9 protein-coding genes and 1 pseudogene are annotated in these 13986 nt (G+C 63.3%); 6 read left to right on the top strand and 4 right to left on the bottom strand.

Annotation, left to right across the window (positions count from 1 at the left end; genetic code table 11):
* Positions 1–23: 23 nt before the first annotated feature.
* On the bottom strand, positions 24–644 hold the full coding sequence (locus ACCQ03_RS01640; RefSeq protein ID WP_041019217.1) for a TetR/AcrR family transcriptional regulator: 621 nt from the start codon (positions 642–644) through the stop codon (positions 24–26).
* 128 nt (positions 645–772) lie between these two features.
* On the opposite strand from ACCQ03_RS01640, the gene ACCQ03_RS01635 reads away from it, so the two are divergent.
* The 4 genes from ACCQ03_RS01635 (at position 773) to ACCQ03_RS01620 (ending at position 8008) form a co-directional block, all read left to right on the top strand.
* Complete coding sequence (locus ACCQ03_RS01635; protein WP_057679100.1) at positions 773–1936, top strand: isovaleryl-CoA dehydrogenase; 1164 nt, start codon at positions 773–775, stop codon at positions 1934–1936.
* Positions 1937–1946: 10 nt separating this feature from the next.
* The gene (locus tag ACCQ03_RS01630; RefSeq protein ID WP_209227528.1) at positions 1947–3557 is read left to right on the top strand and encodes a carboxyl transferase domain-containing protein; all 1611 of its coding nucleotides are present in this window, start codon (positions 1947–1949) and stop codon (positions 3555–3557) included.
* Positions 3558–3796: 239 nt separating this feature from the next.
* Positions 3797–5824 (top strand): acetyl/propionyl/methylcrotonyl-CoA carboxylase subunit alpha, encoded by a 2028-nt coding sequence (locus tag ACCQ03_RS01625; protein ID WP_209227526.1) that lies wholly within the window; start codon positions 3797–3799, stop codon positions 5822–5824.
* Positions 5825–5923: 99 nt separating this feature from the next.
* The gene (locus ACCQ03_RS01620; protein WP_209227524.1) at positions 5924–8008 is read left to right on the top strand and encodes a S9 family peptidase; all 2085 of its coding nucleotides are present in this window, start codon (positions 5924–5926) and stop codon (positions 8006–8008) included.
* Between the two features lie 229 nt (positions 8009–8237).
* Here ACCQ03_RS01620 and ACCQ03_RS01615 read toward each other — a convergent pair whose 3' ends face one another.
* Entirely contained in the window at positions 8238–9398 is a 1161-nt protein-coding gene (locus ACCQ03_RS01615) for a putative peptide maturation dehydrogenase (RefSeq protein ID WP_209227523.1), read from the bottom strand.
* Between the two features lie 160 nt (positions 9399–9558).
* Here ACCQ03_RS01615 and ACCQ03_RS01610 point away from each other — a divergent pair.
* A pseudogene (locus ACCQ03_RS01610) lies at positions 9559–9660 on the top strand (NHLP-related RiPP peptide); the annotation flags it as partial.
* A gap of 56 nt (positions 9661–9716) precedes the next feature.
* A complete protein-coding gene (locus tag ACCQ03_RS01605) occupies positions 9717–10688 on the top strand; it encodes an IS5 family transposase (protein WP_150147813.1) in 972 nt (323 codons plus the stop codon).
* Positions 10689–10803: 115 nt separating this feature from the next.
* Here the strand turns inward: ACCQ03_RS01605 and ACCQ03_RS01600 are convergent, their stop codons facing one another.
* Both ACCQ03_RS01600 and tssH read right to left on the bottom strand, forming a co-directional pair.
* Entirely contained in the window at positions 10804–11112 is a 309-nt protein-coding gene (locus tag ACCQ03_RS01600; RefSeq protein ID WP_209227973.1) for a hypothetical protein, read from the bottom strand.
* A 55-nt stretch (positions 11113–11167) separates the two neighbouring features.
* Positions 11168–13936: a type VI secretion system ATPase TssH gene (gene tssH, locus ACCQ03_RS01595; protein WP_372359840.1), complete on the bottom strand. Its 2769-nt coding sequence runs from the start codon at positions 13934–13936 to the stop codon at positions 11168–11170.
* Positions 13937–13986: the final 50 nt, after the last annotated feature.

Here is a 13986-nt window from a genome sequence, read left to right as displayed (position 1 = left end):
CTCTGTGCGTGGTCAGTGCACTGTCAGCTGCCCGCTTGCGCTGCCCCTACCGCACGCAGACAGAAGCCACAGATCGCTTCGACCAGTTGCTCGCCCTGATGCGGATCGCCACGGCTGGGGGCGATCGGCCCCACCAGGGCCTCGGTGAACGCGCCGACGATGCAGGCAGCTGCGGCGTCCAGCGACTGCTGCGGAAACTCCCCGGCCGCCACGCCTTCGGCAAGCAGCTGGCGAAACACCTCACCGAACTGGCGGCGGCCGCGGATGCGCTCGGCGTCGACCTCGCTTTCCACCGGCTCGGCGATGAAGGCGTATGCCAGCGCCGGGCCGGCCAGCGCCCGCCGCACGAAGGTAGCGATTGCACTACGCAGACGTTCGGCTGCGCTGGCCTGGGTGGCCGCAATGGCACGCAGGATGGCCATCTCGCGCTGTACCGCCTCGTTTAGAACTTCCACGAAAAGTTCGGCTTTCGATGGGAAATGTCGGTAAATCTGCCCGGTCGAGACGCCCGCGGCCGCTGCCACCGCGGTGACCGGTGCATTGCGGTAGCCACCTTCGGCGATCAAGACGCGGGCCGCGTGCAGGATGCGCTCGCGGTTGCCGGCCAGGCGTTCTTCCATCAGGGCGGAGCGTCGGTAAGCCATGGTGTGATTCTGTGTTCAATAGTTGAATTTTAGTTCACTTTTTTGTCGCGGACCGCTAGTCTGGCCGCATCCGCCGCGCGGCCCGCCCGCTCCCACCCGGCACATCCCGATCCCTGTGGAGTTGTTGCATGCATGTGCCGTCCTTGAACTTCGAGCTTGGCGAAGAGATCGACCTGCTGCGCGAAAGCGTGGCCGCCTTCGCCAGCCACCATATCGCTCCGCTGGCCGCGGCAGCCGACCACGATAACGTGTTCCCCGCCCAGCTCTGGCGCCTGCTCGGCGAACAAGGCCTGCTCGGCCTGACCGTCGAAGAAGAGTACGGTGGAAGCGGCATGGGCTATCTGGCGCACGTGGTGGCGATGGAAGAGATTTCGCGTGCTGGCGGCGCGATCGGGCTGTCGTATGGCGCACACTCCAATCTGTGCCTGAACCAGCTACGCAAGAACGCCAGCCACGAGCAGAAGCAACGCTACCTGCCCAAGCTGTGCAGTGGCGAGCATGTGGGCGCGCTGGCGATGAGCGAAGCCGGCTCCGGTTCGGACGTGGTGTCGATGAAGCTGCGCGCCGATGCGCGCGGCGACCGCTTTGTGCTCAACGGCAGCAAGATGTGGATCACCAACGGCCCGGATGCCGACGTGCTGGTGGTGTACGCCAAGACCGACCCGGACGCCGGCGCGCGCGGCATCACCGCCTTCATCGTCGAGAAGGGCATGCCGGGCTTTTCCACCGCACAGAAGCTGGACAAGCTGGGCATGCGCGGCTCCAACACCTGCGAGCTGGTATTCACCGATTGCGAAGTGCCGGCGGAAAACGTGCTCGGCACGCTCAACGGCGGCGTGCGTGTACTGATGTCCGGGCTGGATTTCGAACGCGTGGTGCTGGCCGGCGGGCCACTGGGGCTGATGGCCGCAGCCATGGACGTGGTGTTGCCGTACGTGCACGAGCGCAAGCAGTTCGGCGAGCCGATCGGCACCTTCCAGTTGATGCAGGCCAAGCTGGCCGATATGTACGTGGGGCTCAATGCCTGCCGCGCGTATGTCTATGCGGTGGCACGCGCCTGCGATGCCGGGCGCACCACCCGCCAGGATGCAGCCGGCGCCATCCTTTACGCCGCCGAGAAGGCAACCTGGCTGACAGGTCAGGCCATCCAGGTGCTGGGCGGCAACGGCTACATCAACGAATACCCCACCGGACGCCTGTGGCGCGATGCCAAGTTGTACGAGATTGGCGCGGGCACCTCGGAAATCCGGCGCATGCTGATCGGCCGCGAGTTGTTCGAACGCACCGCCTGACGGAGCCACCATGAGCGTGATCGATAGCCAGCTGCAGGTCAGCGGCGAGAGTTTTCAACACAACGCTGCGGCGATGCGCGCGGTGATCGACGACCTGCGCCGCACCCTCGCCCAGACCGCCCGTGGCGGCAGCGACACCGCACGCGCCAAACACACCGCACGCGGCAAGCTGCTGGTGCGCGAGCGCATCGATGCCTTGCTGGATCCGGGCAGCCCGTTGCTGGAAATCGCTCCCCTGGCCGCGCATGGCATGTACGACGACCAGGTTCCGTGCGCGGGCGTGGTGGCCGGTATCGGCCGCGTGTCCGGCGTGGAATGCGTGATAGTGGCCAACGATGCCACCGTCAAGGGCGGCACCTATTACCCGATGACGGTGAAGAAGCATCTGCGTGCGCAGGAGATCGCGCAGCAAAACCGGCTGCCGTGCATCTATCTGGTCGATTCGGGCGGTGCATTCCTGCCGTTGCAGGACGAAGTGTTTCCCGACCGCGACCACTTCGGACGCATCTTCTACAACCAGGCCAACCTGTCGGCCAACGGCATCCCGCAGATTGCGTGCGTGATGGGCTCGTGCACCGCCGGCGGCGCCTATGTGCCGGCAATGAGCGACGAAACGGTGATCGTGCGCGAGCAAGGCACCATCTTCCTGGGTGGCCCGCCGCTGGTGAAGGCCGCCACCGGCGAAGTAGTCAGTGCTGAAGACCTGGGCGGCGCCGATGTGCATACGCGCATTTCCGGCGTGGCCGATCACTTTGCCGACAATGATCTGCAGGCGCTGGCGCGCGTGCGCACCATCATCGCCCAGCTCAACTGGCGCAAACCTGCCGCAGCGCTGGCGCTGCAGGCACCGTTGCCACCACGCTATGCCGCCGACGAACTGTATGGCGTGATTCCTGCCGACACGCGCAAGCCGTTCGATGTGCGCGAAGTGATCGCGCGCATCGTCGACGATTCGCGCCTGGACGAATTCAAGCCGCGCTATGGCAGTACGCTGGTGACGGGGTTTGCGCATCTGCATGGCTACCCGGTCGGCATCATTGCCAACAACGGCATCCTGTTTTCCGAGTCCGCGCTCAAGGGCGCGCACTTCATCGAGCTATGCACGCAGCGCGGCATTCCGCTGGTATTCCTGCAGAACATCACCGGCTTCATGGTCGGACGCAAGTATGAGCATGGCGGCATCGCCAAGGACGGCGCCAAGCTGGTGATGGCGGTGGCCTGCGCCAAGGTGCCCAAGTTCACCGTGGTGATCGGCGGCTCGTTCGGTGCGGGCAACTACGGCATGTGCGGGCGCGCCTATTCGCCGAACTTCTTGTGGATGTGGCCGAACGCCCGCATCGGCGTGATGGGCGGCGAACAGGCGGCCAGCGTGTTGGCCACCGTGCGTCGCGATGGCATCGAAGCCAAGGGTGGCGCGTGGTCGGGCGAAGACGAGGAAGCATTCAAGACGCCGATCCGCGCGCAGTTCGAGCAGCAGGGACATCCGTATTACGCCAGTGCACGGCTCTGGGACGATGGCATCATCGACCCGGCCGATACGCGCCGCGTGCTGGGCCTGGGATTGTCGGCAGCCTTGAACGCGCCGATCGAACCCACGCGCTTTGGTGTGTTTCGCATGTGAGTACTGGGGCACCGCCGCCGCACTTGTGCGTGCTGCGGCGCCCGCCGCCGGTGTGCAGGCTGTGGCGTGAGGTTGTGATATGCGGGCCGGCAATCGTGGAGGTTCGCGCAGTTGGCTTGCAGCGACACCGTGCCGTGTAACAGGCAACCTGCTCGCGCTCGATGTCCAGATGCAAACAGACAAGCCGTTTATCTTCGTAAGACGACCCGCCGCTACGGCGACGTGCAGAGACTGATTCGATGACCCAGCGCGACCCTATCGCCGCAGCAACGCAAGCGCCCTTCGACAAGATCCTGATCGCCAATCGCGGCGAGATCGCCTGCCGGGTCATCGCCACCTGCCGCACGCTGGGCATTGCAACGGTGGCGGTGTACTCGGACGCAGACCGCAATGCACGGCATGTGCGCATGGCGGACGAGGCGGTGCATATCGGCGCCGCCCCCGCGCAGCAGAGCTATCTGCGTGGCGAAGCGATCCTGCAAGCGGCACGCGCCACCGGTGCGCAGGCGATCCATCCCGGATATGGCTTCCTGTCTGAAAACGCGGCATTTGCCGAGGCCTGTGCGCACGCTGGCATCGTCTTCATCGGCCCGCCGGCAGCGGCGATTCGCGCGATGGGCGACAAGAGTGCGGCCAAGGCACTGATGCAGCGGGCCGGCGTGCCGCTGACGCCGGGTTACCACGGCGACGAACAAGCACCGGCATTTCTGCGTGCGCAGGCCGATGCCATCGGCTACCCGGTGTTGATCAAGGCCAGTGCGGGCGGTGGCGGCAAGGGCATGCGCCGCGTGGATGCCAGCGCGGCCTTCGAAGACGCGTTGGCCAGTTGCCAGCGCGAAGCGCAGTCGGCATTCGGCAATGCACACGTGCTGGTGGAAAAATATGTCCAGCGGCCGCGGCATATCGAAATTCAGGTGTTCGGCGATACGCATGGCGAGGTGGTGTACCTGTTCGAACGCGACTGCTCGGTGCAGCGCCGCCACCAGAAGGTGCTGGAAGAAGCGCCTGCGCCCGGCATGAGCGAAGCCAGGCGCGCAGCGATGGGCAAGGCAGCGGTGGATGCGGCGCAGGCGGTGGGCTATGTCGGTGCCGGCACGGTGGAATTCATCGCCGGCCCGGACGGCGATTTCTATTTCATGGAAATGAACACCCGGCTGCAGGTGGAGCACCCGGTGACCGAGTTGATCACCGGCACCGACCTGGTCGAATGGCAGTTGCGGGTCGCCGCTGGCGCGCGCTTGCCGCGCAGGCAGCATGAGTTGCGCATTCACGGGCATGCGCTGGAGGCACGCCTGTACGCCGAAGATGCCGAGCGCGGTTTTCTACCATCCACCGGCACGCTGCGTCAGTTGCGGATGCCTGCTGCCAGCGCGCATGTGCGCATCGATGCGGGCGTGGAGCAAGGCGACACCATCAGCCCTTATTACGACCCGATGATCGCCAAGCTGATCGTCTGGGATACCGACCGCCCGGCTGCATTGGCACGCATGCGCGCGGCGTTGGCGCAATTCCACGCGGTAGGTGTCACCACCAACAGTGCATTCCTGTCGCGCCTGATCGCGACCGATTCGTTCGCGTCGGCCAATCTGGATACCGCGTTGATCGAGCGCGAACACGCCGTGCTGTTTCCGGAGGCGCGTAGCCCCGACACCGCCTGGTGGTGCCTGGCAGCGGTGTTGATGGCCGACGCAGTGCTGGCAGTGGCCGTTGATCCGGCCGATCCGCATTCGCCGTGGCAGCACACCGATGGTTGGCGCATCGGTGCGCATGCGGCGCAGCGCATCGTGCTGGAAGCGAACGGCGAGCGCCGCCAACTCGCGGTGCGCCCGGATGCCGATGGCTGGCAGGTCGGCAATGCAGACGAGACACATGCCTTGCGCTACCAGCGGCATGAGACGGGCCTGCGGGTGGAGATGGACGGCCGGCAATGGCGTGCACAGGTGCTGCGCGACGGCGCCACGCTGACCCTGATCGGGGCCACGCAGCGGGCCGTCTTCCGTCACCACGATGCACTGGCAGAAGCCGACCAGCCTACCCAGGACGCCGGCGGCCTCACCGCACCGATGCCCGGGCGCATCGTGTCCCTGCCCGCAGCAGTGGGCCAGCCGGTCACCCGAGGGCAGGCGCTGGTGGTGCTGGAAGCGATGAAGATGGAGCACACCCTGCACGCGCCCAGCGATGGCACCGTGCAGGCGTATCTGGTGGCCGAAGGCGATCTGGTGGACGACGGTGCGGCGCTGGTGGAATTTGTGTCCGCGTCTGCGTAGCGGCGCATGGCAGGGTGACCAACGGCACGTTCGCCTGCGCGCACGCTGCCGCTAGCGTGGCACATCGGCCGGCTTGGCCGCCTTGCCACCGGAGTGCCCATGCAACGCCTGCTTCTTGTTTCCAGCATGCTGCTCGCGCTGTCTGCGTGCAGCGACAAACCTGCGCCCGCTGCCGAGAAAGCGGCAGCACCTGCACCGGCTGCCACAGCGCCCGTGGCGGCGCCTGCGCTGATCACCCGTGATGCGCTGTTCGGCAATCCCGAGCGGGCCACTGTCAGCATCAGCCCGGACGGCAAGTACCTCAGCTGGGTGGCGCCGCTGGAGGGCGTGCTCAATGTCTGGGTTGCGCCGGTGGACGCACCCGACCAGGCGCGCGCAATCACCAAGGACACCGCACGCGGCATTCGTAATTACTTCTGGACCTATCAACCCAATACCTTGCTGTACCTGCGCGACAACGGCGGCGATGAAGATTTTCACCTGTTCTCGGTCAATCTGGCCGATGGCAGCAGCAAGGATCTCACCCCGTTCAAGAAGACCAATGCCGAGGTGTATCGGGTCAGCGCGCAGCATCCCGAATCGATCATGGTCGGCATGAACGACCGCGACGCCAAGTGGCACGACCTGTATCGCGTGGACCTGGCCTCCGGCAAGCGCACGCTGGTACAGAAGAACACCGACAGCCTGGATGCGTACCTGCTCGATGGCGATTACCAGCTGCGCTACGCCACGCGCGCCACCGACGATGCCGGCAGGGAGTTGCTGGTGCCCGATGGCAACCGCTGGAAGAGCGTGGACCGCATTCCGTTCGAGGATGTCAGCAACACCGCGCCGGAAGGCCTGACCGAGGATGGCAAGACGCTGTACATGCAGGATTCGCGCAACCGCGATACCGCAGCGCTGTATGCCATCGACACGGCCAGCAATACACGCACGCTGCTGTTCGAAAGCCCGCGCGCCGACGTCGGCGCCACCTTGAACGACCCCAAGACCGGGGCGGTGCAGGCGGTGTCCACCGACTACCTGCGCGAAGAATGGAAGCCGCTGGACAACGGCATTGCCGCGGATCTGCAGAAACTCAAATCCCTGGGCGACGGCGATGCCAGCGTGGCCGCGCGCACGCTCGATGATCGCATCTGGATCGTGGGCTATTCCGCGGCGGAAACCCCGTTGACCTACTACCGCTACGATCGCGCCGATGGCGGCAAGCTGACCAAGCTGTTCTCCGCGCGGCCGGCACTGGAGGGCAAGCCGCTGGTGCCGATGTGGCCACAGGAGCTGACCGCACGCGACGGCCTCAAGCTGATCAGCTACCTCACCCTGCCGGCCGAAGCCGATGCCAACCACGACGGCAAGGCCGACAAGCCGGTGCCGTTGGTGCTGTTCGTGCACGGCGGCCCGTGGGCGCGCGACAGCTACGGCTACGGACCGTACGAGCAATGGCTGGCCAACCGCGGCTATGCGGTGTTGTCGGTGAACTTCCGTGGCTCCACCGGCTTCGGCAAGGCGTTCACCAATGCCGGCAATGGCGAGTGGGCCGGCAAGATGCACGACGACCTGCTCGATGCGGTGCAATGGGCGGTCAAGCAAGGGGTCACCAAACCCGAGGATGTCGCCATCATGGGCGGCAGCTACGGCGGCTATGCCACGCTGGTCGGCATGACCTTTACCCCGGACGCCTTCAAATGCGGCGTGGATATCGTGGGCCCGGCCAATCTCAACACCTTGCTCGGCACCGTGCCGCCGTACTGGGCCAGCTTCTACAAGCAGCTGACCCGGCGCATGGGCGACCCCGCCACCGAAGCCGGCAAGCAGTGGCTGACCGACCGTTCTCCGCTGACCCATGTCGACAAGATCAGCAAGCCGCTGTTGATCGGCCAGGGCGCCAACGACCCGCGCGTCAAACAGGCCGAAAGCGACCAGATCGTCAACGCGATGAAGGCCAAGAACATTCCGGTCACCTATGTGCTGTTCCCCGACGAAGGCCACGGCTTCCGCCGCCCGGAAAACAGCAAGGCCTTCAACGCAGTGACCGAAAGCTTCCTGAGCCAATGCCTGGGCGGCCGCGTGCAACCGATCGGTGCGGATCTGGAAGGCTCCAGCATCACCGTCCCGGAAGGCGCGGACAAGATCAACGGCCTGAGCGAGGCCTTGAAGACGCATACGCAGGCGATTCGGAAGTAAGCCTGCGCGGCACTTGCTTTAGCCGGGACACGAAGGCCGACGGCACTCTGCCGTCAGCCTTCGCAGGTGCTACGCAAAACCGGAGCGCTGCTCGGATTGTCAGCAAGCGGCGCCAGATACCGGCGGGCAAACCGGGTGTATCAAGGGCAGCTACCAATACGTCAACGGCACACGCTCGGACATAGCGAGAAAGCGAGCAGACTGGCCTCACGCGATTGTCCGATACGTCTCAAGTCGCTGCGGACCAAATCGCACCCATAGGATCCAGCTCTGCCGTCACCATGGTCGTGGCGCGCCAGCCAAAGCCGCATACGGCGAGAACGCCTTCCGAAGTCGGGTCCAACCCAAGCGCGCGCTCGAGATGTTTTTCGTTCACCGCACCGGTGATAAACGCCCCCAAACCGAGGTCGGTTGCCGCCAGATACAGCGTCTGCGACAAGTGCCCGGCTTCCAACGCAACCACGCGATACCCTTTGGCATGCTGTCTGTATTTCCAGAAGGTTCGATCAAAGCGCGGCACCAAGGCAACCAGCACATGCGCGTCTGCGAACCAGTGTTGCTGTCCTACAGCCTGCATGACGAAGTCATCGGAGCACTCAAGACCTGACATACGCTCTAAGGCGTGACTATCTGCACGATAGTGGTAGACGCCAGATTCCAGATCTTGGACGTTCCTCACCAAAATGTAGGCCTCGATAGGATGCAAGCCACCACCGGAGGGCACATTCTTTTTAAGAAAAACCAGGTCATCGCCCACCTTTACCTTGGCATGAGCAGCGAACACCCGCTGCAACATGTGGGCGAACGTCGGTAGAGGAACGGGCCTGCTCTGATCGAAATTACGACAAGTGACACGCCGTCCCAGCAGGTCATCGAAATCGTTTGCGACCATCGGCGGCAGGCCGATGAGTGTTCGATGGTCATTTGCCGGCAACACTTCCGGGGGCGCAGGCCCCAAGACACGCCGCATTGCAACCGCTGTATCGGTGCCAGAATCCCGGGTGTTCTTGACCGCATCTACCCCATCCCATCGCGTAAATGCGTGCAGCACCGCGGCAAGCGGATGCCAGTGCGAGGCCCTCAGACGCGAATCGGCTTGAGCGAACCTACTGCCTTGCGTTTGCTCCTCCAGCACCAGGCCCTGCGCGATCAAGCCGTCAAGCGCTTCACTGTCGTATGGCAAGCGAGTCCTCCAGTGCGAGGGACTAAGCTCACCCAGCAACGCCCGCTGAGTTTCTGACACGGCCACCGGGGCATCGAGATGCGGCGCGAGCGCAAACCACTGCATCGAATGGTCCAGCCCATTGCCGCCTCGTAGAAGACTGTCCAATGTGTAAGACACGGTCTCACGCGGCTCCAGCACGACAATTGCGCAACGCTTGACCAGCATCATCTTCTCCAGCGATCTGAGGTAACCGTGTGCAGATATTTCTGCTCCAGGGATAACGCCCCACCGCTGCCTAACTTGAGCCAATGCGTGATACCGCTCAAGCCAGCCCTCTTAGAGCCGCTATGTGTTACTTCATCCCACTGAAGTTCCAGCGATGCCAATACTGAAGCTTGAACCTGCTGTTGCAAGCAACCTGATCGATCTACTGTCTACCGACGATGCCTTTCGTGCATTATTCGTCTCAGACACGTTAGGGAAACTCTGAACAATCCATCGTGATCTGCCACAATCGATCAACGACCCGAGTAGACGATTTCGATGCAGCTGACCTTCGGCGACGCGGAGTACAACGGCAAGCGCAAGCGGACGCGGCGTGAGGTGTTCTTGGCCGAGATGGACCAGGTCGTGCCGTGGAAGGACCTGCTGGCGCTGATCGAGCCGCACTACCCGAAGTCGGGGCAGCCGGGGCGACAGCCGTATCGGCTGGAGACCATGCTGCGCATCCACTTTTTGCAGCAGTGGTATGCACTGAGCGATCCATCGGCGGAAGAAGCGCTGTACGACACGGTGTCGATGCGCCGTTTCGCCAAGATCGGCGGGCTGGATGAGGTGCCGGACGAGACGACGATTCTCAACTTCCGCCATCTGTTGGAGCAGCACGATTTGGCGCGCAAGCTGTTCAATCGGGTCAACGCGCACCTGTCGCGCAAGGGGCAGAGCTTGCGCGGCGGGACGATCGTGGACGCCACGATCATCGCTGCGCCCAGCTCGACCAAGAACAAGGATGGCGAGCGCGATCCGGAGATGCACCAAACCAAGAAGGGCAACCAGTACTACTTCGGGATGAAGGCGCACATCGGGGTGGACGATGACTCCGGGCTGGTGCACCACGTGGAGTGCACGGCGGCCAACGTGGCCGATATCACACAAGCGCACAAGCTGCTGCACGGCAAGGAGGACACGCTGTGCGCGGACAGCGGCTACACCGGGCTTGAGAAACGCGAGGAGATGAAGCGCAAGCGCAAACTGCGCTACCTGATCGCGGAGAAGCCCTCGAAGCTGAAGCAGATTAAGAACAAGCGCGAACTGAAGTTGGCCAAGCGCTGGGAGCACACAAAAGCCAGCCTGCGTGCAAAGGTGGAACACCCGTTTCGGGTGATCAAGCGCCAGTTTGGCTACGTCAAGGTGCGCTATCGCGGTTTGGCGAAGAACACCGCACAGATGCTGATGCTGTTTGCGCTGTCGAATCTGTGGCTGAAGCGCAAAGAGTTCATTACCGCCGCGGGGTAGGTGCGCCCGTAATCGGGACGATACCCCGAAAAAGCGCCAAAAACGGCGAAAAACCGAGGATCTGAGCGCGGTCACCGCGACCGATATGGCTTACCACATCCTCCGATCGCGTTGTTCAGACCTTCCTTAAACTTTTCTTCCCTTCCAGCCATCTCTTACCAGCAGCGTGGCCGTGCTCTTTTCCAATTTTTTTTAGATACTTTATAGCGCTCCAGAATTTTTCATTCATCTGAAATGTAACAAGACGCAACCCCTTCTCGTCCTTGTGTTCAGCTGTGTAGTATTCTGAATGATTAGGATTTCCAAAGCTTATATCTATGCCAAACCTGTCGCCCATGCCACCAAATGTAACTATGCGATTAGTACTTGAGTTAACTCTTATTTTGTATGAAAATGCTCTCTCAACACGATAAGCCATAACCATTTCACAACCCCTCACGCGTTATAGTAGAAATTCAACAAAATATTCATTGCAACAATCAAATCACACTTGAAAGTAAATTTCTTCCACTTGTAGTAGCTTTCACTTGCTGGACCGGCTTTCCAGATATCACCCGTGTTAGAAATTTCCGACTAATCTCCGGCAACATAGAGTTCGTCAAAATCGCATCAATCATCCGCCCGCCTGATTCGCTTTCGGTACACCGGCTCACCACCAGCTCAACAACTGAATCGTCGTACTCGAACGGAATCCTGTAGCGCTCCTCGATCCGCTGCTTGATGCGGTTCAACTGCAGCCGCACGATCTGCCCGAGCATGGCGTTACTGAGCGGGTAATACGGAATCGCCACCAATCGTCCAAGCAATGCCGGCGGAAACACCTTCAACAATGGCTCGCGGATCGCCTTGGCCATGGCTTCCGGATCCGGCATCAATTCCGGGTCCTTGCACAGGCTGGCGATGAGGTCGGTGCCGGCGTTGCTGGTGAGGATGATCAAGGTATTGCGGAAGTCGATGCGGCGGCCTTCGCCGTCTTCCATCCAGCCCTTGTCGAACACCTGGAAGAACAGTTCGTGGACGTCGGGGTGGGCCTTTTCCACTTCGTCCAGCAGCACCACCGAATAGGGCTTGCGTCGCACCGCTTCAGTGAGCACGCCGCCTTCGCCGTAGCCGACATAGCCCGGGGGTGCGCCCTTGAGCGAGGAGACGGTGTGGGCCTCCTGGTATTCGCTCATGTTGATGGTGATCAGGTTCTGTTCGCCGCCGTACAAGGTTTCCGCCAGTGCGAGTGCGGTTTCGGTCTTGCCGACGCCGGAGGTGCCGGCGAGCAGGAACACGCCGATCGGTTTGTCCGGGTTGTCCAGGCCGGCGCGGCTGGTCTGGATGCGCTTGGCGATCATCTCCATGGCGTGGTCCTGGCCGATCACGCGCTTGGCCAGTAGCTCGGGCAGGCGCAGGACGGTGTCGATCTCGTTGCGCGCCATGCGCCCGACCGGGATGCCGGTCCAGTCGGCGACCACGGCGGCCACCGCCTGGTAGTCGACCGTGGGCAGGATCAAGGGCGATTCGCCTTGCAAGGCGGCTAGTTCGGCCTGCACCAGCTGCAGGCGTGCGAGCAGCGTGTCGCGATCCACGCGTATTGGCGCTTCGAGTACGGCAGTGTCGCCAGACGCTGCCTGTGCGACAGCGGCATCGGCATCGGTGTCAGCCTCGGCCTCTGCTTCCAACGCACTACCGGTGCCTTCCACCGGCGCATTGCTGCTGCGCAGTCGTGCGCGCAGCGACAGCAGCTCGTCGACCAACGCCTTTTCGGCACCCCAGCGTTGCTCCAGATCACGTAGGCGGCCGTGCTCGCTTTCCAGCAGGCCGGCACAGGTAGCAGCACGCTCCTCCACCACGATGCCAATCGCACGCTCGCGTTCGATGATGGCGTGCTCGGTGTCCAGCGCTTCGATGCGGCGGCGGCTGTCGTCCACCTCGGCCGGCGTGGCGTGCAAGCTGACCGCGACGCGCGCGCAGGCGGTGTCGAGCAGGCTCACCGATTTGTCCGGCAGCTGGCGCGCGGGGATATAGCGGTGGCTGAGCTTGACGGCCGCTTCCAGCGCTTCGTCCAGGATCTGCACGCGGTGGTGTTGTTCCATCGTCGAGGCGACGCCGCGCATCATGCGCACCGCCTTGGCTTCGTCCGGCTCGTCCACCTGCACGGCCTGGAAGCGCCTGGTCAGTGCAGGATCTTTCTCGATGTACTTCTTGTACTCGGCAAAGGTGGTCGCGCCCACGGTGCGCAGCGTGCCGCGTGCCAGCGCCGGCTTGAGCAGGTTGGCGGCATCGCCGGTACCGGCCGCGCCACCGGCGCCGACCAGGGTGTGGGTTTCATCCACGAACAGGATGATGGGCTTGGGGCTGGCCTGCACTTCGTCGATCACCGCGCGCAGGCGCTGTTCGAACTCGCCCTTCATGCTGGCGCCTGCCTGCAACAGGCCCACGTCCAGCGTGCGCAGTTGCACGTCCTTCAATGCAGGCGGCACATCGCCACGGGCGATGCGCTGGGCGAAGCCTTCCACCACCGCGGTCTTGCCGACACCGGCCTCGCCGACCAGGATCGGGTTGTTCTGGCGGCGGCGCATCAGGATACCGACCACCTGGCGAATCTCGTCGTCGCGGCCGATGATCGGATCGAGCTTGCCCTCGCGCGCTTGTGCGGTGAGGTCGGTGGTGAATTTCTTCAGCGCTTCCTGCTTGCCCATCGCGGCCGGGGCGATGGCGCCGCTGGCCTCGCCCGGTGCAGCGGACTGACCCAGCGAAAATCCATCGCTGGGCAGCAGGCCGCCTTCCGGCGAGCCGGCGACGATCTGCGCGAAGTGCTCGTCCAACACTGCAGGCTTGAGCTTGTCGAACTCCTTGGAGATCGCCAGCAATGCATTACGCAAGCCACGTTCGCTGAGCATGCCGACCACCAGGTAGCCGGTGCGCACCTGCGCCTCCCCGAAGCTGAGCGAGGCATACACCCAGCCGCGCTCGACCGCTTCTTCGACATTGGCCGACAGGTCGGTGACGGCGGTGGAGCCGCGCGGCAGACCATCCAGTGCGGCGGTGACATCGCGCGCCAGCGTGGAGGGGTTGAGCTGGAAGTGTTTGATGATGCGGTGCAGGTCCGAGTCCTGCAGCTGCAGCAACTGATGCAGCCAGTGCACCAGCTCCACGTAGGGGTTACCGCGCAGCTTGCAGAAGACGGTGGCGCTTTCGATACCGCGATAGGCCAGCGGGTTGAGCTTGCCGAACAGGGCACTGCGGGAGATCTCGGCCATGATGCGTCCTTCGAAGTCGGTACGTTGCGTGTGAGCGAAAGGGAGAGCGG

The sequence above is a fragment of the Xanthomonas sp. NCPPB 3569 genome (assembly GCF_041475645.2).
Taxonomy (GTDB): Bacteria; Pseudomonadota; Gammaproteobacteria; order Xanthomonadales; family Xanthomonadaceae; genus Xanthomonas; species Xanthomonas phaseoli.
Note: the sequence above shows the minus strand (reverse complement) of the source record. Positions and strands in the feature narration are given on the sequence as shown.

What these genes read in the sequence shown, in the direction of transcription:
- ACCQ03_RS01640 (WP_041019217.1), bottom strand. Translation starts at nt 644, where the DNA reads ATGGCTTACCGACGCTCCGCCCTGATGGAAGAACGCCTGGCCGGCAAC.
- tssH (WP_372359840.1), bottom strand. Translation starts at nt 13,936, where the DNA reads ATGGCCGAGATCTCCCGCAGTGCCCTGTTCGGCAAGCTCAACCCGCTG.
- ACCQ03_RS01620 (WP_209227524.1), top strand. Translation starts at nt 5,924, where the DNA reads ATGCAACGCCTGCTTCTTGTTTCCAGCATGCTGCTCGCGCTGTCTGCG.
- ACCQ03_RS01625 (WP_209227526.1), top strand. Translation starts at nt 3,797, where the DNA reads ATGACCCAGCGCGACCCTATCGCCGCAGCAACGCAAGCGCCCTTCGAC.
- ACCQ03_RS01615 (WP_209227523.1), bottom strand. Translation starts at nt 9,398, where the DNA reads ATGCTGGTCAAGCGTTGCGCAATTGTCGTGCTGGAGCCGCGTGAGACC.
- ACCQ03_RS01635 (WP_057679100.1), top strand. Translation starts at nt 773, where the DNA reads ATGCATGTGCCGTCCTTGAACTTCGAGCTTGGCGAAGAGATCGACCTG.
- ACCQ03_RS01630 (WP_209227528.1), top strand. Translation starts at nt 1,947, where the DNA reads ATGAGCGTGATCGATAGCCAGCTGCAGGTCAGCGGCGAGAGTTTTCAA.
- ACCQ03_RS01605 (WP_150147813.1), top strand. Translation starts at nt 9,717, where the DNA reads ATGCAGCTGACCTTCGGCGACGCGGAGTACAACGGCAAGCGCAAGCGG.
- ACCQ03_RS01600 (WP_209227973.1), bottom strand. Translation starts at nt 11,112, where the DNA reads ATGGTTATGGCTTATCGTGTTGAGAGAGCATTTTCATACAAAATAAGA.